Source organism: Flammeovirga aprica JL-4 (genome assembly GCF_012844305.1).
In the GTDB taxonomy this organism is placed as follows: domain Bacteria; phylum Bacteroidota; class Bacteroidia; order Cytophagales; family Flammeovirgaceae; genus Flammeovirga; species Flammeovirga aprica.
The window spans coordinates 1-19,441 of sequence record NZ_JABANE010000133.1; the positions used below are offsets into that span (position 1 = coordinate 1).

At 34.9% G+C, this 19,441-nt stretch carries 14 protein-coding genes; 6 read left to right on the forward strand and 8 right to left on the reverse strand.

Annotated features, from left to right (window positions below; genetic code table 11):
* Positions 1 to 54: 54 nt before the first annotated feature.
* Positions 55 to 2,301: an esterase/lipase family protein gene (locus tag HHU12_RS29270; protein WP_169660284.1), complete on the reverse strand. Its 2,247-nt coding sequence runs from the start codon at positions 2,299 to 2,301 to the stop codon at positions 55 to 57.
* 14 nt (positions 2,302 to 2,315) lie between these two features.
* Positions 2,316 to 4,094 carry a hypothetical protein gene (locus HHU12_RS29275; protein ID WP_169660285.1) on the reverse strand — a complete coding sequence of 593 codons (1,779 nt, stop codon included), beginning with the start codon at positions 4,092 to 4,094 and terminating at the stop codon, positions 2,316 to 2,318.
* Between the two features lie 384 nt (positions 4,095 to 4,478).
* On the opposite strand from HHU12_RS29275, the gene HHU12_RS29280 reads away from it, so the two are divergent.
* Positions 4,479 to 5,273, forward strand: coding sequence for a hypothetical protein (locus tag HHU12_RS29280; RefSeq protein WP_169660286.1), 795 nt, complete (start codon positions 4,479 to 4,481; stop codon positions 5,271 to 5,273).
* A gap of 43 nt (positions 5,274 to 5,316) precedes the next feature.
* On the opposite strand, the gene HHU12_RS29285 is transcribed toward HHU12_RS29280, so the two are convergent.
* Positions 5,317 to 6,006 carry a hypothetical protein gene (locus HHU12_RS29285; protein ID WP_169660287.1) on the reverse strand — a complete coding sequence of 230 codons (690 nt, stop codon included), beginning with the start codon at positions 6,004 to 6,006 and terminating at the stop codon, positions 5,317 to 5,319.
* Between the two features lie 426 nt (positions 6,007 to 6,432).
* Between HHU12_RS29285 and HHU12_RS29290 the strand changes: the two genes are divergently transcribed.
* Positions 6,433 to 8,001: an arylsulfatase gene (locus tag HHU12_RS29290; protein WP_169660288.1), complete on the forward strand. Its 1,569-nt coding sequence runs from the start codon at positions 6,433 to 6,435 to the stop codon at positions 7,999 to 8,001.
* 84 nt (positions 8,002 to 8,085) lie between these two features.
* Positions 8,086 to 9,063, forward strand: a complete 978-nt coding sequence (locus HHU12_RS29295; RefSeq protein ID WP_169660289.1) for an AraC family transcriptional regulator — start codon at positions 8,086 to 8,088, stop codon at positions 9,061 to 9,063.
* 71 nt (positions 9,064 to 9,134) lie between these two features.
* Here HHU12_RS29295 and HHU12_RS29300 read toward each other — a convergent pair whose 3' ends face one another.
* The 4 genes from HHU12_RS29300 to pyrE form a co-directional block, all read right to left on the reverse strand.
* Positions 9,135 to 10,994, reverse strand: a complete 1,860-nt coding sequence (locus HHU12_RS29300) for a glycoside hydrolase family 71/99 protein (protein ID WP_169660290.1) — start codon at positions 10,992 to 10,994, stop codon at positions 9,135 to 9,137.
* Between the two features lie 302 nt (positions 10,995 to 11,296).
* Positions 11,297 to 11,881 carry a hypothetical protein gene (locus HHU12_RS29305; protein ID WP_169660291.1) on the reverse strand — a complete coding sequence of 195 codons (585 nt, stop codon included), beginning with the start codon at positions 11,879 to 11,881 and terminating at the stop codon, positions 11,297 to 11,299.
* Positions 11,882 to 13,264: a hypothetical protein gene (locus tag HHU12_RS29310; RefSeq protein WP_169660292.1), complete on the reverse strand. Its 1,383-nt coding sequence runs from the start codon at positions 13,262 to 13,264 to the stop codon at positions 11,882 to 11,884.
* Positions 13,265 to 13,475: 211 nt separating this feature from the next.
* Positions 13,476 to 14,111 carry an orotate phosphoribosyltransferase gene (gene pyrE / locus HHU12_RS29315; protein WP_044200907.1) on the reverse strand — a complete coding sequence of 212 codons (636 nt, stop codon included), beginning with the start codon at positions 14,109 to 14,111 and terminating at the stop codon, positions 13,476 to 13,478.
* A 136-nt stretch (positions 14,112 to 14,247) separates the two neighbouring features.
* On the opposite strand from pyrE, the gene HHU12_RS29320 reads away from it, so the two are divergent.
* Positions 14,248 to 16,161: a RecQ family ATP-dependent DNA helicase gene (locus HHU12_RS29320; protein ID WP_169660293.1), complete on the forward strand. Its 1,914-nt coding sequence runs from the start codon at positions 14,248 to 14,250 to the stop codon at positions 16,159 to 16,161.
* A 139-nt stretch (positions 16,162 to 16,300) separates the two neighbouring features.
* On the opposite strand, the gene HHU12_RS29325 is transcribed toward HHU12_RS29320, so the two are convergent.
* Positions 16,301 to 17,344 (reverse strand): quinone-dependent dihydroorotate dehydrogenase, encoded by a 1,044-nt coding sequence (locus tag HHU12_RS29325; protein ID WP_169660294.1) that lies wholly within the window; start codon positions 17,342 to 17,344, stop codon positions 16,301 to 16,303.
* 241 nt (positions 17,345 to 17,585) lie between these two features.
* On the opposite strand from HHU12_RS29325, the gene HHU12_RS29330 reads away from it, so the two are divergent.
* Together HHU12_RS29330 and HHU12_RS29335 are read left to right on the forward strand one after the other, a co-directional pair.
* Entirely contained in the window at positions 17,586 to 18,806 is a 1,221-nt protein-coding gene (locus HHU12_RS29330) for an S-adenosylmethionine:tRNA ribosyltransferase-isomerase (RefSeq protein WP_169660295.1), read from the forward strand.
* 290 nt (positions 18,807 to 19,096) lie between these two features.
* Positions 19,097 to 19,375 carry a two-component regulator propeller domain-containing protein gene (locus HHU12_RS29335; protein WP_205960024.1) on the forward strand — a complete coding sequence of 93 codons (279 nt, stop codon included), beginning with the start codon at positions 19,097 to 19,099 and terminating at the stop codon, positions 19,373 to 19,375.
* Positions 19,376 to 19,441 lie beyond the last annotated feature (66 nt).

The following is a 19,441-nucleotide window of genomic DNA, read 5'->3' on the forward strand; positions in this document are numbered from 1 at the left end:
TACAAAAAACAAAACCAAAATAAAATTTGGTTGAATTATGAAATAAATTTGCTTTTAAACACAGTTCGTCACTTGTCCTTCTGTGGTAAGACGTATATTGCTGCCGCTTTTTACAACAAAATCACCAATATCTTCCAGTTTGTCATTAGCAGAATTGGGATGATTGCCCCATTCATCTGGCATTGCAAATCGCCCGGCTTCAATACTTGTATTGGTAGAAAATGCCCATTCACCGTTGATGGTTTTATTTTGTAAAAAGCCTTCATTGACCATTACTTCCTGTTGCAATACCAAACCCCAGATCTCATTCATGGATATGTCCATAAGATCTTCATTTCTTTGATTTATGAAGGTGTGATTCGTGTTTTCAGCAGGGGAGTAAACATTATCAAAAGGTATAGAACCATCACCGATTAATGTTCTCTTACTCCACATTCGTTGGTCTTCTATATATCGAGCTGAATTGTTGAGCATATCATTTGTTGATGCCAGAGAGGAAACAGTCGGAACAAAACAATAACCATTGATAAGGTCATTACGAGAGACTGCACCTGGTAAAAGATCTAAAGGGGAATTGTAGTTAAAATTAGCATGTCGTCTGTAATTGACAATATCTATAAAAGCTACTTTTAAATACAGTCTGGAAACTTGATAATTTTGTTGCCCTATTGGAGAGACCTTAGCGTTTACTACCGCACCCAAAAAGTTATACCATTTTCTTCCAAAGTCAAGGTTAATGTAATCATCACCTAATTGTTGGAAACCTCTATTAGGAAACTGAAAGTGTTTTAATTGAGATTCAAAATCATTTGACCCGTTGATAATAGAGATGTTTCTACTTTGAGATGGCCAACCTAAATTGTTTAGAAATTGCTGAAAATTGGTGTATTCATTATCGATGCTATTAAGATGAGAAAAATTCCTGATCAGCATTTGTCTCCCTGCAGTAGAAGTAGCAGAATTCAAAATACCCTTCAATTCATCTATACCTTCCGAGCTTAGCAAGTCGATCAAATAACGAGCTATTTTACTATCTTGTTCAGCCTCCGTAATACTTTTTGCTAGTGTTTGGATACCCAAAGGAATATTGGCTCCTTTATGAGGTGAGTCATGAGAGATATAAAGACTGACATGGTGATCTATACCATCATCTTCCATTTCTTTTAAGGCAATACGTGTGATAATACCGCCCATACTTTCACCAATTATAATAATATCATGATCACCGTTTTTATCCTCATTTAAAAATCGAATAGCATCTTTTAATACTTGTGCATTATCTCTAAGATCATCCCAATTTTCATCAAAAGTAAGTACAGCAATATCATAACCCGCATTTAACATATCTACCCAATTCTCTGATGCTGCATATTTTCCAAATAGCCTTTGAGGAGTTGTAGTGCCCGAAGGATCGAAACCTTCTACAATAAGGACAGGTTTGTCAAAATCATCTTCATTGTCAAGGAAAAAATGTATCTCACCACCTTGTACTTCCACGTGAGTAACTCTTCCATTCGAATTTTCTGGTGTAATTTGAGAAGTAATAGGTTGCACTTTTTCGATCACAATATCTGAATAATCATTCACAACAAGAGTACTGTAGGAGATATATTCCTCATTGTTTTTCACTACTTTAAAACGGATGTTTTTTTCGCCTCCAGAACTGTAATTTATACTGATAGTTTGATTGTTTAGAGTGTACGTTTTGTATCCAGTACCATTATCAAAATCAATAGCTACGGTGCTGTAATGACTATTGTCTTTTAATAGGAAAGAGGAGTGAATTAAAAATTCAACAGTCAAATCATCTACTGATGAAATAAGATTTGAAACACCATAAATATGTTTTTTATCTGCTGTTACATTGTCATAGAGTTTCTGAGTAGTAGCATTAAAATAAAGCTCAAAACCGTTATCGTAAACATAATCTCCATGTACATCGATTAATCCAATAGGTATTTGATTGGACTTTGTAATGGTATTTGAAATTGTTTCTTGCAGATCAAGAACTGTTGACTGTGATTTTTCTGCATTTTTTACTTTATAATAGAGGCGTTTCCATTCATTGCTTGATGAAAAAACATAGTGATGCGATTGATTATCAACCGGAGAAAATTTTTCAAAATCTTCAACTCCTTGAAAAGAAAGATTAAGTAAATAGTTGGTTTGAAGATTAACACTATCAAAGTAGCTGATATAATCAGCCACGCCTTGTTCAATTTCTTCTGATGAAACTCCTTGTGAGAAAGAAGTAAACGAAAAACTCAGCGTGAAAAAGAGAGTATATATATATTTAGTCATTTTAGTTTGCATAATTAGTAAACGATTAATTTTGAACCAGATGATATTATAATTTCATTCGTTAGAACATCAATTTTTCCGATCACATATAAAATGCTACTGCTCTGAATTGTTAGATTTCCTTTTCCAGTAATAATTAAATCATTTACAGTTTCAGGATTATTCATGGTAACATCATTCAAGATATAAACGTTGTCAGATGGTTCTGGAACTTTATTATTACTCCATATTGTTTTATCATTCCAATCGCCATCAGCTATAGTATACTTATCCACTACCTGCACATAAATTCTATTCGTATAAGCTCGTGTTGAACAGCCAGAAATATAGGCTCCTCTTCTAAAATGAGAAGTGGTTGAAATTGTATTTGGAGTGTAACTCAAAGAATTTGAATTGGGAATGTCAACAAATGTATTCCCGCCATCTGTGGATTTTTGCCAAACATAAATGATTGGATAATTACCATTCGCTTTTGCAGGATAAACACTTTTTAATGTTGTATTTCGATAATTATCATGATGAATCACATAATTGTCAGCACTCAATAGTCCTGTTTGCGTTAGCTGTTTAGCTTTAATCAGAATCGCATTAGAAAATGCCTGTACATCGCATGATGCATTGTAAGCCTTTCTTCTAAAATAGGTGTCTGAATTGAGAGTGGATGTGGTGAGGGAGTTATCATTTTCATAAATAATATCATAAAAGTTTACACCATCAGTAGAACTTTGCCATTGGTACTGAATATTGTATAAACCACCTTTAGCGGATGAAATATTTTTAATGCCAACTCCTGAAGTTCCTTTACAAACTGCACTTTGACTTGAACTATTAAGTGCAACTGTTCCTCCTGATAACGGACTGCCTACTATAATTTTAGCGGTATTTGAATAAGCGATTTCAGTACAAGATGTTACTCTTCTTCTATAATATTTTGTAGAGGTAGGAGTACCAATATCATAATAAGAATAGACTGCTCCTGGAATATTGGTGAAAGTAGAACCATCAGTAGAGCTTTGCCATTGATAAGAGTTAGTGCCATTTCCCCCGGAAGGTAGAACGGCTCCAATGAATCCATACCGTCCAACATTAGTTCCGTAACAGATCATTCTATCATTACCAATTGTTCCCCCATTTAGTCTTGGGAATACAGTGATCTTAACACTCATAGAACCATATTTCGCTCCACAGCTCACCGTGATTTGCCTTCTGAAATAACTCGTTGTTTTTAAATTGACCGGAGTGTATTCTAAACCAGTAGCTCCAGGAATATCAGAATAGTTTTTGCCATCAGTTGATACTTGCCATTGAATACTGCTATAGTTGGTAGGAGCGTAGTGGTTTTTGATTGTACCCGGTGATTGATTGTAGCAAATCGAAGAAGAAGGAGGACTGCTAATCAATCCTGTGGTAGCAGAGGGACTTACTGTGATCTTAATGCTATTTGAATAACCAAGATCATACATTGCTCTTGCTTGCCTTCTGAAGTATGTTGTTTTTGTGAGTTTACCCGGTTTGTAGGAAGTAGATGTAGCACCAGAAATGTTTGTGTAGCTTCTTCCATCTGTTGAAGATTGCCATTGATAGGTGATATACGGATAACCAGTGCTTGTAGCTGTTCTTGAGTTGTTTAGAGTGCTTGGTGTTGCATTGTAGCAAATTGTTGAGCTTCCATAATAAGAGATGGAGCCACCGTTGACAGCTAGTGTGTTACTTTCTTTTGGCTCATCACTTCCCAGCAAAAGTGTAATAGAACTCAAAAAAAATAACAGAGTGAGTTTAAGCTTTAAATTCATTTTGTCATAGTTTAAGTTTACTTATGAATAGAAACAAAGCTATAGAGGATGCATTTTCAATGAGGCGTTTTACCTTTGACGGAAGTGAAATTGAAGTAGTAAGCTGTAATTATTAAGTGCCTTTTAGGCTTGATCACTAATTAAGTGATGAAGTAAAAGTATTTTACTAACTTTCCGTTTACGCTTATTATCTTAATTAAGTGCTAATAACCTTTATCCGCTTTTTAAGAATGTTAAACCTCTTTCTTTAGAAAATAATAAAGCTCACATTCGTAATGAGTAATGTTATTACGAAAAAGATTACTTACTAAAACCAAATAGAATTCTTAACCCTTTCAAATCATTAATAATAAAAAATGCATTATTATTAGTGATCAAAATCTCATGATTTATTTACCACAGACTTCAAAAACAGGAAGTAATAGTGTTGGCTATTTTTTCTTGATCCTTTCCTTTTTTTATAGCAATTTCCTTTCCGCCCAACAGGAAAATGGTATGACAGCGGTAAGATCAACCTTATACAATTTCTCCTATATCGATTTCAATATGGATTTTTATAAGTTTGCTTCTGATCAATACCTTTTATCTCATACAGGCAATGGAACTTTACAGCTTAGTGGTCAGAGTTTCTTGAATTTGGAATACAATTTCTCCAATTCATGGCAAGACAATTTCTCCTTTATGACAATGGGAGATTTCAGTGTGACTTATACAAGGAATTTTTATTCCAAGAATTATCAAAAAGGTGGTTTTCAGGGTGTGGCCACTTCATTAAAAGTAATTTTACCCACAGGGAAAAGTAAGTACCTCAGTGGTTTTGATAATTGGATTTTGGAACCATCCGTTTATTTTGGATGGAAGCTTCACAATCATAAGAATTACATAGCATCAAAATTCAGATTAAATTTTCCTCTTGCAACACTTCCCGATGCCTTTCCATCAATTCCTTTTGGAAGATATGAGGCTACTTTTGGATATGAAGATCAAAATCTTTGGGTAGCAAGCACAATTGATAATAGGCTGACATTGGATCATTGGGAATATAACTTATTGCATAAATTTGAATTAGGGGTGAAACTAGATAAGACAAATGGCGTTTTTGGTTCAACAACAAATAGAATTATAGGCGAAGGGTTTTATGAGTATTATATCAATTTTGGTTATTATAAAGTGATTTAATGCACTGCAAACTTAGTTTACAGTGCATTAATATCATTAGCTATTAGAAGCGGTATAAAATACTCACTTGACCAATTCCGCTATTGAAACCCCAGTCATATCTTGAGATATCATATGTCTGCTTATAATTAGCATTATATGTATTTACATTAAGATAATCCTGTATTTCATTTTCAGAAGAATATGCTTTTTCTGTTCTTTCACCAGAAGTAAACATAAATGCAGGGTTAATTTCCAAACCGAAAACTAATTTCTCTTTTACGACATAATTAATACCCAAAACCAGTTGAACGCCTACACTATTTGTGACTTCCATGTTCTCGCTTCTACTTTCAACAACAGTTGGAGAGTTGAGTTGACCATTATTATCATAACTCCAGCTATAATTATACCCTTGACTCTTAAATTCACTAGACTTGTAAGCATATCTTACATCAAGTCCATATCTAAATTCTAATTGACTGCCGATTGATTTACGAAACTCTCGACCAATTGCAAGGCTGACTAAAAGATCAGAACCATCTCTTGAGGCACTATCGGCCTTCATGTTGTTGGAAGAACTGAGAGCGGCTAAGGATGTAAAACGCCACATTCCGTTAGTGTTACCTGTTCTGTAGGTAATCCCAAAAGAGTTGAAGTCATTGAAGACAGCGCCCACTTCTTTTTGCTTTTCTTGGGCGAATAAAGTAGTTGAAGACATTACTACAAGAATAATAATTACTAGGTTTTTCATTACTTAGTTTGTTTTAAAGTGAATAATGATTGAAAGTATTACACTTTAATTTTCCATCTTTCTATTGAGATAAAAAAGCTATTTTCTGTAGTGATGTACTATTGACGTACCCCTGAAATGAATAAAAGTAGTTGTTTAAAATATTTTAATCTAAACCTTAAAATTTCCCTTTAGATGATAAAAATGGGATAAAATTGTTTTAAGTGAAATTTAACTTAAAACTCATAACCAATTAAGTATACCTAATTGTCGAACATTGATATCAAATCCGATAATATTGTTTGACGCATTGTTAATATGAAATGCAAAAGAACACCTCGGTAAAATCTAAGAACACGAAAGTAAAAGCAGAATAGTTTTGAGCCCGTTTATTCTAGCACATATCAGGAACACTGATAGCGTATTTGTTTACAAATTGTAGAATAGATGAAAAAGATTTCCTTACTTATTTTAGCAACTTTGATCTCTTTTGGAGGTTTTGCTCAAAAGAAAAAATCAAACAAGAAACAGCCCAACATCTTGGTGATTTGGGGTGATGATATTGGCTACTGGAATATCTCTGCTTATAACAGAGGTATGATGGGATACAGAACACCAAACATTGATAGAATTGCCAATGAAGGTGCTATTTTTACAGATCAATATGCACAGCAATCATGTACAGCAGGCCGTTCGGCTTTTGCATTAGGCCAACATCCTTTCCGTACAGGGCTTTTAACGATCGGTATGCCTGGTACAGATCATGGTATTCCAGATTGGGCACCTACAATTGGTGATGTCTTAAAAGAAAAAGGATATACAACAGGTCAGTTTGGTAAAAACCACTTAGGGGATCAGGACAAGCACCTTCCAACTAATCACGGTTTCGATGAGTTTTTTGGAAACTTATACCACCTAAATGCAGAAGAAGAGCCAGAAACAGAATCTTATCCTAAGGATCCAGAGTTTAGAAAGAAATGGGGACCAAGAGGGGTGATTCATTCTTATGCAGACGGTAGAATTTCAGATACAGGTCCATTGACAAGAAAGCGTATGGAGACTGTGGATGATGAATTCTTAGCGGCTTCTGTAAAATTTATCGAAAATGCAGTGGAAAAGGATGAGCCTTTCTTTGTATGGTTCAACTCTTCAAGAATGCATTTGCATACACGTTTGAAACCTGAATCAGTAGGTGTTACAGGTAAAGGTCTTTATCCTGATGGTATGGCTGAACATGATCTTCAAGTAGGCACATTATTAGATCTTTTAGATGAACTAGGTGTAGATGATAACACGATTGTGATTTACTCTACAGACAACGGTGCTGAGAAATTTACATGGCCTGACGGTGGTAGTTCACCATTCCATGGAGAAAAAGGAACTACGTACGAAGGTGGTATGAGAGTGCCACAAGTAGTAAAATGGCCAGGTGTTATTGAGGGAGGAACTGAAATCAACGAAATCATGTCTCATGAAGATTGGTTGCCAACTTTAGCGGCAGCAGCTGGTTATGATGATGTGGTTGCAGATGCTAAGAAAGGTTTTGAAGCCAATGGTAAAGAATGGAGAGTACATTTAGATGGTTACAATTTCATGCCTTATTTCCAAGGAAAAGAGGAGGAAGGCCCTCGTCATGAGATCTACTACTTTGCACAGAATGGTAAATTTGATGCGATCAGAATTGATGATCTGAAGATCTCATTCACACAGTCAGAAGGAAACTTCCGTACAGCTGTACGTCAAAGTTCTACATGGCCTACAGTGTCTAACTTAAGATCAGATCCTTTTGAAACAGCAAAGTTTGAATCAGAAATGTATTTCCGTTGGTTGGTAGATCAAATGTGGGTGATGGTGCCTGCAGGTGCAAAAGTAAAAGAATTCTTAGGTACTATGGAAGGTTACCCATTCCAAATGGGCTTCCAGATTGATGTTTCAAACCTTGGTTATGAAACTTTCAGAATGAAAAAATTCATGACTGACTTGGAAGAAATGAAAAAGCAATTCGATAAGAAATAGTCTTTTTTTATTAAATTCGTTAGTACACATACATCAAACCTACTGCCAATTTGGTAGTAGGTTTTCATCATTAAGCATTAAGAAATGAACATTCCTCATATAGAGTTACAAGAAGGAAGTATCCATGATTTAATTCTTCAATTACAAGAAAAGTATGGTGGAGAAATTAAAGATCAGCATTACCGTCTTTCTCATGATTTGATGGATTTGGAGGTTAGATATTTCAGGATGACTGATGGAATAGAAATTACCCTGAATACTGTAACTTTTCATAAAGACCATAAGTTGACAATTTATGGCAATAATGAAGTTAATAGACATTTATGCTTTCGTTTCTCTTATCAAGGTGATCTAATGAGAGGACACCTTAAGGATGAAACTAAAGTGGAATTGTCTGAAGGGATGGCCATTTTTGATACTGCTTTGACTTTTGATGTATTGATGAGAAAAGGACAGGCGCACCAATGGTTGGGAGTGAGAACTTCTACCAAAGTGATGGAAAGTAGTTTTTTGATGTTTTCAGATTATTTTGGGGATGTTTTTAATACAGAAAAAACATGGATGATTTACGATCATATGCCCTTGGAAATCAATTTACTCCTGAAAGAACTTTTTGACCTCAAAAAATTAAATAAACCAGTTCCTGTTGAGAATTCGCTTATTATAGCAAGAGCAAGTGAAATCATTGGTGTTTTTTATGAAAGAATATTAAGTAGGAAAATCACAAAGGAAAAATTTCTTCATCAAAATGATTTAGAAGCTTTATTTAAAATAAAAGATGATATTTTGAGTACTTATGAACTGCCCCCATCTTTAGAAGAAATTGCAGACCAATATGGTTTTTCAGTCTCCAAATTGAGAAGGGATTTTAATAATGTTTTTGGAACTTCCATCCATCGTTTTCATCAAAACTATAGGTTGGAACAAGCTAAAATCAGTCTTGCAGCCAATAACTTAACAGTTACTGAAATATCAAGAAAATACGGCTATAAATCTATTGCTAAGTTTTCATATGCTTTTAAAAAGAAATTTGGGAAGTCACCCAGCGATTTTCAAAGTTGATGATTTTTGATCAAAAATAACCCATGAAAAAGTATATCATGGGCTATCTATTCTTGACGTGGAAAAACGTATTACTCTGGTTGTAAAATATTATAATTATCGAAGTCCATCTCTTCATCAAAACTGATTTCCTCCGCCAGCAAAGTGCCGTTTTTAATGTCATTTTCCATCTCAATAAAAATGTTGTAATGCATAGGGGATAACAACTTCTTTACGCTGGCGTAATATTTTTTTTCTTCTTTAAGACAAGCTTTTTGATATTTTGAAGCATTGAAATGATAATGTTCTAGCAGTTTAATTTTTGCTTTAGCATATAGCGTAGCGATAGTATTCCAATTATTCAACAGTTTTTCATCCAATAAATATCTTGCCCTGTTTTTCATCACTTCAGCATAAATGAGTTGATAGGAATAATAGCTTACCAATTCATTTTGTGCAGAGGAAGAAGAATAGCATAACGCATCAGGTGTTGTATCAACGGGCAGAACAGGAATTTTATACTGAATGATTTTCTTGCCATTTCTTACAATATTTATTTTTCCATTAATAGAATCGCTTGAAATAAGAACATAATCAAGTCCTGCTTGAACTTCTTTGATATAGTTTGTCCCAACATAAAGCGAAGCACTTTCATTGAGCAATGTAACAACCTCAATTTTACTTCTGTCAACAGGCTGTTGATTAAAAGGATTCACGATCTGCTGTACCTCAATTGTACTTTTATCCAAGGTCTTAAATTGATTAACAATACACTGCTCACGTACTTTGTTGTCTTCCTTTTTCCATTCACTCAATTTATATTTTAAGAGCTCACCCAAAGAATACTGTGTATGTAATTCAGGACTGATATGCGTACCATCATCAAAATTATTCCAAGAAGTAATATCAATCATTTCGGCATCTCTTAGAATGGCAAGATCTAAGGTTTTTCTAAAATCATTGGTAAAATGAGTTGGCAATTCATTGAGGTATAAATCATTAGTGCTAATTTCTCCTTTAGCGTTTTTTCCTAAATACTTTTGATTGCTTTTCTTTCTTAACCTGCTGTCGAAGTAATGAGCATATACGGGTTGAATAAATGAAGTTTTGTTCTTTTTACAAACTTGACTTATGCGGTTCATTTCTTTTACTCTGAACTGTTTGAAAGGAGGGTAATACATAGAAGGGAAGTATTTCAAAACTTCTTTTTCAAAGCTGGTATCTTTGATAAAATTATTATGATAAACCAAAGAGAAAGTACCATACACATCTTCAAAGAGGTATTTATAATAGTTTTTAATTTCGATCAGTTTAGGCGTGATCACTTTACCTCCTTTAATTTTGGTATTTGCATGGAAATCAGGATGTATATTTTCAGGGTTTTTGATAAAAACCATAATGTCTCCATTTCTATCTTTCAACCATTTTGTGTTGCCGATTTTATTATCGAAAATCTGTCGGAGTTTATATTTGGCATCTTCAAGATAGGAGTGATGCGCCATCTTTGAAGGTCGCTTCATGATCAGCTCAATAGAAAATTTAAAATCCAGTTGACGCTTTTCAGCTACCTCAAGGTATTTATGTACTACCTTAATAAATGCTTCAGTGTAATATTTGTTATTGGAGACAAAAAATGGAAAACGAAAAGCATTCAAGCCCATTTTCTGAGCACTCTGAATTTCATAAGCCAATGCATCTTCCATTGGTAGAGGCAACCAAAGTTGAGACACAAGAGGTATACCTGTTCTGAATTTTCCATTCTTAAAAGTCTGATTTTCTTCAAGAATCTGTGTATAGTCAGTTCCTTTTAGGTATGTCTTGTTTAAGCTGTAATTGAAAAAAGGATTGCATTCTGCGATAACGATTTTCTGTGTTTGCTTTTCCTGCCCAGTGCAGTGTAATTGAATACCAAAGAAAAATAGTACAAAAGTAATAGTGCTAATCAATTTCATTCCTCAAGTAATTTAATGTGATATTTAAGCAACAGCACAATTAAAATCGGAAGTTTTGGATTCCCTTTTTTAGCCTACTCTTCGTTAAAATATCATCACGTAGCTTTGGCTATGCTCTTCTATTCTGCCTAGATTAGACTAAAAAATAATTATCCAACTTTTTCCAATTTCAAATGTGCAACTGCTTATAAGTGTAAAATTACTTTTGATGGAAATGAAAAACTAGATCAAATATTGATTTTAGGGGGGTAAATATTATGAAAAACCTTCGTTTCGAGGTTGTGAAGGCTGTTATTGAAAAATTAAGTCTGATTTTTTACTCCATAAGGTACTTCACATTCCATTATAAAATGCATACCCAAGGGAGCGATCCTCATCTCTTCATGAGAAGGTGAAAGTTCAATCAATCTTTTCATCATTAAGTTTTCAAGAATGATTTCTATATCAATTCCAGAACAGTCTAATTCTCTAATTGCCCATTGTTCCATTCCTAAAACTGGAACCCAAATTCTTGAGGTCTCAAATTCAATAAAAGAATGTTTTTTGAGATAATGCAAAATTTCCACCTCTTCTAAAGAGGCGTCTCTTAAGATTTTGACAAGTGTAAGGTGTTGCTGACAAGGGTTGCTGAAGGTGACAGCATTGGCAAACAAAATGGCCCAGCGTTGTTGCTGTATTTTCAGGGATTCCAAGGCAGAATCCGTAATAAAAGCATGAATCGTTTTTAACGGAATTTTTCGGACAGAGATTTGGTGCTCTACCAGAAACTTCCTAGCCATTGTAATAATTGTATGTGAGTTGATTTGTTGCCAGTTGTCGAAAGATTGGATTTTTCTTTCCGTTTCGGCCACGTGTTCAAGAAATTTGAAATTATCTTGTATGCTCATCTAGTCCTTATCGAAATTATGTTTATTAGAGAAATAATCATTATCAAATTCCTCATTTTGGCGAATGTAATGACTTATTTTCAATAATGCCATTTCAGGCGTACATAATCCGAATGGAGACACCCACCTATTTTGCATAAACTTAAAGGTGAGAGGGTGGTAAAAATACTGTTGGCGGTCTTCATCCCAGAACGGCATGATCATCCACTGCATATTTCCCTTTTTACAAGAAATCCATTTGAAATTAGGGTGTCGTGAAGCATTGCCCATCACACCCACTTCATCAAACTGAATCTGACTGATGTCTATCATACGTTCCAAATCCCCAACAGCTTGATTGAGTCTGGTTTCAATCACCTGCACATGAGCGAAATAGGCATTGATAAAATCGGCAATTTCTTCCGGCGAGTTGGTTTTGATCTCATTCGGAATTCCTTTCTTCAAATCAAATAAATGAGGTTTAGTAAGGAAAGTTCCTTCGTCAGGAAGGTAAATAATAGTGATCTGATGGTATTGACCGATAGGGAATGAACCATAAATAGGGGCTTCAACAGCTTGGGTATAATCAAACATATTGTGCCAAAGGCTACCAAAAAACTGTTGTTCTTCCATCGTATGCCCTTTTACTAAGCAAGAGCGGTTTACTTCGTTGACCATCCTTTCCAAATGAAGAACTGTTTTGAATCTTTTTGTTGATTGAAGGTCTACGCTTCCCCAATCATGCCATTTATCTTCCCAATCAAAGAAAGCGACATTTGGCAATCTTAATTTATAATCAAAACAAGAAGGAAGGTCCAGAGTATAGCCTGGATAGTAAAGCTCATGATTATTTTCAAAAGCCCAGTTCATTTCAATCAGCATTGAAATAAAGCCAAGTCCATCTTTCTTATAATCATAATTATAAATAGCCATCAAACTGGAGATTGCTTTTTCACCAACATCAAAAAATGAAGCGGCAATAAGTTCGTCTTCTTTCCAGAAACTGACCTGCCATGTGTTGTAAGGAAGAATATTTAATTCATCAATAGCATTGACTCCAAAATACTCGATCAAGGATTTATCTTCCTCCTCAAAACGGTTTAATCTATACTCTTTATAAAGTTGACTATGCTTTGGTGTGATGTTCAGAGGAGTGATTTCAACTTTAAATTTCCTTAACGTCTGATTGATTTTCTTCCGCTGCGATTTGGTAAACATTTGGGGGGTGAGGGCACAACGAAGTGGAAGTACTCCATTCATTTGGTCTTCAAAATACATCATTTCATATGATGCCATGTTTCGGGCATGTCGAAAATATCCCTCGGCTAAAAGCTCATCAATTCTAGTTGGAGTAATTTGCTCATCATCCGGAGAAATCACACCAAATGCAATATCATAATACATTGTAAGGAAAAAACAGAAATCACACTGAATTTGTTCCCTAAATTAGGCAAACTAGAGGAAGTTTGGACAAAAAAGAGGATTTTTATTAAAAAAGAAGCATGATTTAGTGCCGTTTTCCATAAAAACAACATTAAATCATGCTTCTTACAGTGTACAGAAATAGTAAACTATCAATGAATTAATTGATGTTCAAAATATCTATATTAAAGAATTACTTCCCCCACTCAGAAGGAGCAGATCTCCAAGATTTAAGAGATTCAATATCTTCAGATTTGATATAATCTTTTTCAAGAGCTAATTCCAACATCGCATTGTAGTTAGAAAGCGTTACTAGAGGAATACCAGCATTTTCGAAGTTTTCTACAGATAAATCAAATCCGTAAGTGAAAATTGCTGCCATACCCAATACTTCGATACCCGCTTCTTTCAATGCTTCAGATGCTTTCAAAGAGCTACCGCCTGTAGAGATTAAATCTTCGATTACTACTACTTTAGCACCTTCTTTTAGTTCGCCCTCGATCATGTTGGTCATACCGTGTCCTTTAGGCTTCGATCTTACATAAGCAAAAGGAAGACCTAATGCATCAGCAATCAATGCTCCTTGAGGAATACCTGCAGTAGCAACACCTACAATTGCTTCGGCATCTTCAAATTGTTCTTGGATCTTAGCACAAAGTGCATTCTTGATATAAGTTCTTGCATGAGGATGAGATAATGACAATCTGTTGTCACAGTAAATTGGAGATTTCCAACCCGAAGCCCAAGTAAATGGTGCGTTTGGACGGATTTTAATGGCATTAATTTCCAATAAAAGTGAAGCAACTTTTTTTGCAATTGTATTTTCCATGGTTATTGCTGATGTTGTATTAAAGTGAAAGGCGGACATCTTCCTGCCTTTTAAATTTTTGCAAAAATAAGAGAGAAATTCGTAAAATAAATTTCTGATATTTGATTTCTTGTAAAATATATGTCAATTGAGATAAATGAGAGAAGGATTCTTACAAATATTAAAGAAGTTTTGGGGATATGATGCTTTTAGACCTTTACAAGGTGACATCATTGAAAATGCTTATCAGGGAAAAGATACGTTGACTTTACTTCCTACAGGAGGTGGAAAGTCCATCTGTTTTCAAGTACCGGGTATTGCCAGAAAAGGGGTGTGCATTGTGATTACACCTTTGATTGCTTTAATGAAGGATCAGGTAGAACAGTTGACAAGAAGAGGGATTCCTGCCAAAGCCCTCTATTCGGGTCTGAATAATAGAGAGATTGATATTCTACTGGAAAATGTGGTACAGGGTGCGGTGAAGTTTCTTTATGTTTCACCAGAACGTTTAAAAACACCTATGTTTTTGGAACGTTTGAAAAGAATGTCAGTAGGTCTATTGGTAGTAGACGAAGCACACTGTATTTCACAGTGGGGATTTGATTTTAGACCTCAATATCTCAAAATAAAAGAAGTAAGAGAAATTATTCCTGATGTGCCCTGTATGGCGTTAACTGCCACTGCCACTGTAAAAGCACAGGAAGATATTATTGAGTACCTCGACTTTAAAAAATATACAGTTTTTAAAGGAAGCTTTGATCGTCCTAACCTTTCATTTTCTGTATTCAAACTGGACAATCAGTTGCAGAAATTATTGGAGATACTAAATAAAGTGCCGGGTTCTGGAATTGTGTACGTAAGAACACGAAAGCAAGCGATGGAAATAGCCGATATGTTGAATAATCAATACATAAAAGCAGATTTTTATCATGCAGGACTACCAACTGAAACACGAGAACTGAAACAGTCGGCATGGCTGAAAGGCAGTGTGAGAATTATAGTTTCTACCAACGCTTTTGGAATGGGTATTGACAAGCCCGATGTAAGAGTGGTGGTGAATATGGGTGCTCCTGAAAGTTTGGAAGCTTACTATCAAGAAGCGGGCAGGGGAGGCCGTGATGGTGAAAAAGCGTATGCAGTATTATTAGGGGGCAGTAATCAGAAAAGAAAACTGTTGGAATGGGTAGAGCAACGTCATCCTTCCATTGATTTTCTAAGAAGAGTATACCAATGCTTAGGCAATCATTACCGCTTGGCTGTGGGAAGTGGTGAAATGACTTCTTTTAATTTTTATATCAAACCCTTTATCAAAAAATATGACCTCCCACCGACAGAAACCTATTATGCTTTAAAAAGATTAGAGGAACAAGAGGTTTTACTTTTCAATGAAAGCGTATTTCATGATCCTACTGTAATGATTAAATCAACAGCGGAGGATTTTTATGCTTATCTGATCCGTCATCCTCATTTTGAATTGATGATGAAAGGGATGCTCAGAATGTATGGTGGAGACCTTTTTAATAGTTTTGTGAAGATTGAGGAGAAAGATATTGCCTTCAAAAATGGAATACCTCTGGATAGAGTAACTTCTATGCTTCATGAATTACATAAATTGGATGTTATTAATTATCAACCTAAAAAAGACAGACCACAAGTCACTTTTATTCTGCCAAGGTACTTGCATAATCAGTTGCCATTGAATAAAAAGCTGATCTCCCAAAGGAAAAATCAGGATTACTCTAAAGCGAAATCAATGATTAACTTTATTGAGAATACAGACAAGTGCAGGAGTATTTCATTGCGTGAGTATTTTGGTGACTACGAGGGTGAAAACTGTGGTATTTGTGATAACTGTATTCAGAAGAAAAAAGTAAAACAGTGGAATAAAGAGGTGAAATCTTATGAGGAAGATATACTTGAAGTCTTAAAATCTGATAGTTTTTCACTGCATGAATTAGAAAGTGAACTTTTACCTGTGGATATAGAAGGCTTTACAAAATCACTGAATGAGTTATTTGAGAGGAAGAAAGTGAAATGGTCTGAGGATAAAAAAATAGTATTAAGTACTTAATCCGTTAAAAAGTTTATATAAAAAGAAAGCACCAAAATATTTTGGTGCTCTCTCCTCGACAATTTCATTAACTACAACAATCTTTCTTTTACATGTATTAACGAACGATTGTGAATAAGGTTGCGTAAAATGTAAAAATTTATTGAAATTTTTTGATTACCGCCTTATTAATATTTTTCACGATAGCAGGGCCCTCATATATAAAGCCTGTATAGACTTGTACTAGCTTGGCACCAGCTTCTAATTTTTCTATTGCATCTTCTGCAGAGTGAATACCACCCACACCGATAATATCAAGAGTTTTACCTGATTTTTCATAAAGGTACTTGATCACCTCAGTAGATCTATTTCGTACAGGAACACCACTAAGACCACCCATACCAATTTCTTCCACTCTTTCTTTTGGAGTACTCAAACCATCACGGCTAATTGTAGTATTTGTAGCAATCACACCGTCAATCTTTGTTTCCTGTACCACTTCAATAATATCGTCCAACTGCTCATTTGTCAAATCTGGAGCAATTTTCAGAAGGATCGGTTTAGGGTTGCTTTTCTCTGCATTCAAAGCTTTAAGCGTTCCTAATAATTCTTTCAATGGTTCTTTGTCCTGTAAAGCTCTCAAGTTTGGAGTGTTAGGAGAAGAGATATTTACAGTGAAGTAGTCCACGTGATCAAAAAGAGCATGGAACCCTTTTTTGTAATCTTCTACCGCTTCTTCATTTGGAGTAACTTTGTTTTTACCGATGTTACCACCAACAATCACTTTAGATTTTCTTTTCTTTAAACGCTGTACAGCTGGTTCAAGACCTTCATTATTGAAACCCATTCTGTTGATTAGGCCTTGGTCAGGAGGAAGTCTGAAAATTCTTGGCTTTTCATTTCCGGGCTGACCTACTGGCGTTAAAGTACCAATTTCAATAAACCCAAAACCAAAACATTCGAACTCGTCAATCAATTTTGCATCTTTATCAAAACCTGCCGCTAATCCTACAGGAGAAGGGAATTTGATGCCGAAAACTTCTCTTTCAAGTCTTGTATCATTGACTTTGTAGATGCCTTTGGCAATGCTTTTGGCAAAAGGTAGTGAGAAGGCAGTTTTTAAATAATTAACTGTAAAATGGTGGATTTTCTCAGGGTCTACCTGAAATAAGAAAGGTCTGACAACAGATTTGTAGAAACTCATTTCGACACAAAATTTTAGACAATAATGAAAACTTACGATCAGTTTTCGCTTAAAACGGTGCAAAGGTAGTTAGAAATAAGGAGATTCTGATACGAAATTGTAATTATTAATGGCAGAGGGTCTGTATTGAAATTGCAGATTGAAATATTGTCACACTTTGATGAATTATAAACTATTAATCCCTTTCACTTTGTTCGTTTCCATGAAATAGCGACATTTGCAGTCTTGAAAATTAGATAGCATGGAAAACGATATTAAATTACCTCAAATCGACCTGGCGAATTATCAGTATGAATTGCCGGCGGAAAGGATAGCAAAGCACCCTCATTCTCCTCGTGATGAATCCAAATTAATGCTTTATAAAGGAGGAAATATTGAGCATAAAATATTCAAAGATATAGTCAATGAATTCGACAGTTCTTACTCTTTGTTTTTTAATAATACAAAAGTTTTACCTGCCCGTCTTTATTTCAAAAAAGAAACAGGGGCTCAGATTGAAGTTTTCTTACTTAATCCTGTAGCACCTACAAAAGATATTTCTGCCGCTATGCTTGCGGGAAGCGGTACTGTTTGGGAATGTGCCATTGGTAATTTCAAACGTTGGAAAGATCAAAAATTAGAAGCAGCAGTAGAAGTAAATGGTGTGGTTGAAAAGCTTACAGTAAGTCATGAAGACCGTTCGAAAAGATATGTGAAGTTTGAGTGGGAAAATGATACACTAAAGTTTGTCGATATTATTTCAGCTGCTGGCAATACGCCTTTGCCTCCTTATATCAAAAGAGAAGCTACCGAAGAAGATAAAGATACTTATCAGACGGTTTATTCTAAAAATGAGGGAGCTGTAGCGGCACCAACGGCCGGACTGCATTTTACAGAGAGTGTATTAACGCAGTTAGCCGATAAAGGAGTAAAGGAAGAGGAGGTTACTTTGCATGTTAGTGCAGGTACTTTCAAACCAATTTCTTCTGATATTGTGACGGATCACGAAATGCACAATGAGCAGATTATTGTCACAAAAGAAAATATAAAAGCACTGATTGAAGCTGAAAAAGTAGCGTGTGTTGGAACAACTTCTATGCGTACTTTGGAAAGTACTTATTGGTATGGAGTTCGTCTTCTGGAAAACGAAGAAGCTAGTTTTGATATTAAAAAACTAGAGCCCTATGAAAAAGCCAATCAGGATCTACCTTCAAGACAAGAAGCGTTTCAAGCGGTATTGAATCTAATGGAAAAGAAAGGAGTGGATACCTTGAGTGGTGAAACTTCCATTTTTATTATGCCAGGCTATCAGTTTAGAGTAATTGATGCATTGGTGACAAACTTCCATTTACCAAGTACAACTTTGGTTTTACTGATAGCAGCCTTTATTGGTGAAGATTGGCGAAAAGTATATAACGCTGCATTGGAGAATGATTACCGTTTCTTGAGTTATGGTGATTCTTCATTGCTATTTAGAGTTTAAGTACAAATATTAAGTAGGCTTAAATACAGTTCATTTTAAATAAATTTGATGGATAAGTCTATCGTAAAAGGTTATAGTTCAAAGGGCTATAACCTTTTTTGTTACTGCCATTTTTTAGATATTTCTTTTGCTACTACATCTCGATTCAAAATTAATTAAAACTATTTCTAGAGGATATTGTGATATTTTAATATTATGTCTATATTAAGTGTTGAAGGTACACTTATGTAAGGGTGTTCTCTGAGGAAAGCAACGAAATGAATTACAACTCTCTATTAACTGCAACACAGATGTACTTATTAACTAGACAATTACTATTAACTACTTATTTATTATTACTAATTGTACCAAGTAAAATATATGGACAGTTTCCTGAAAAAACGTCTTACAATTTTGAACGTTTAAGCATTCAGGATGGACTATCACATGTCACCGTTCGTGAAATTTACCAGGATCAAAAAGGCTTTATGTGGTTTGGAACCGAATTAGGGCTGAATCGATATGACGGTTATGAATTTAGAGTTTATAGAAATTCAAATAAAGATGAAAACACATTGATCTCTGGGTGATGGCTATTTTAGGTTGATCTAGCTACATCCGTTACTAAAATTACCACATTTATAGTAATGTTTTTC

Bases quoted from the DNA above. Each gene is read 5' to 3' on its own strand.
- HHU12_RS29270 (WP_169660284.1), bottom strand. From the start codon at position 2,301: ATGACTAAATATATATATACTCTCTTTTTCACGCTGAGTTTTTCGTTT.
- HHU12_RS29330 (WP_169660295.1), top strand. From the start codon at position 17,586: ATGGAAAACGATATTAAATTACCTCAAATCGACCTGGCGAATTATCAG.
- HHU12_RS29305 (WP_169660291.1), bottom strand. From the start codon at position 11,881: ATGAGCATACAAGATAATTTCAAATTTCTTGAACACGTGGCCGAAACG.
- HHU12_RS29310 (WP_169660292.1), bottom strand. From the start codon at position 13,264: ATGTATTATGATATTGCATTTGGTGTGATTTCTCCGGATGATGAGCAA.
- HHU12_RS29325 (WP_169660294.1), bottom strand. From the start codon at position 17,344: ATGAGTTTCTACAAATCTGTTGTCAGACCTTTCTTATTTCAGGTAGAC.
- HHU12_RS29280 (WP_169660286.1), top strand. From the start codon at position 4,479: ATGATTTATTTACCACAGACTTCAAAAACAGGAAGTAATAGTGTTGGC.
- HHU12_RS29295 (WP_169660289.1), top strand. From the start codon at position 8,086: ATGAACATTCCTCATATAGAGTTACAAGAAGGAAGTATCCATGATTTA.
- HHU12_RS29285 (WP_169660287.1), bottom strand. From the start codon at position 6,006: ATGAAAAACCTAGTAATTATTATTCTTGTAGTAATGTCTTCAACTACT.
- HHU12_RS29320 (WP_169660293.1), top strand. From the start codon at position 14,248: ATGAGAGAAGGATTCTTACAAATATTAAAGAAGTTTTGGGGATATGAT.
- HHU12_RS29335 (WP_205960024.1), top strand. From the start codon at position 19,097: ATGTACTTATTAACTAGACAATTACTATTAACTACTTATTTATTATTA.
- HHU12_RS29290 (WP_169660288.1), top strand. From the start codon at position 6,433: ATGAAAAAGATTTCCTTACTTATTTTAGCAACTTTGATCTCTTTTGGA.
- pyrE (WP_044200907.1), bottom strand. From the start codon at position 14,111: ATGGAAAATACAATTGCAAAAAAAGTTGCTTCACTTTTATTGGAAATT.
- HHU12_RS29275 (WP_169660285.1), bottom strand. From the start codon at position 4,094: ATGAATTTAAAGCTTAAACTCACTCTGTTATTTTTTTTGAGTTCTATT.
- HHU12_RS29300 (WP_169660290.1), bottom strand. From the start codon at position 10,994: ATGAAATTGATTAGCACTATTACTTTTGTACTATTTTTCTTTGGTATT.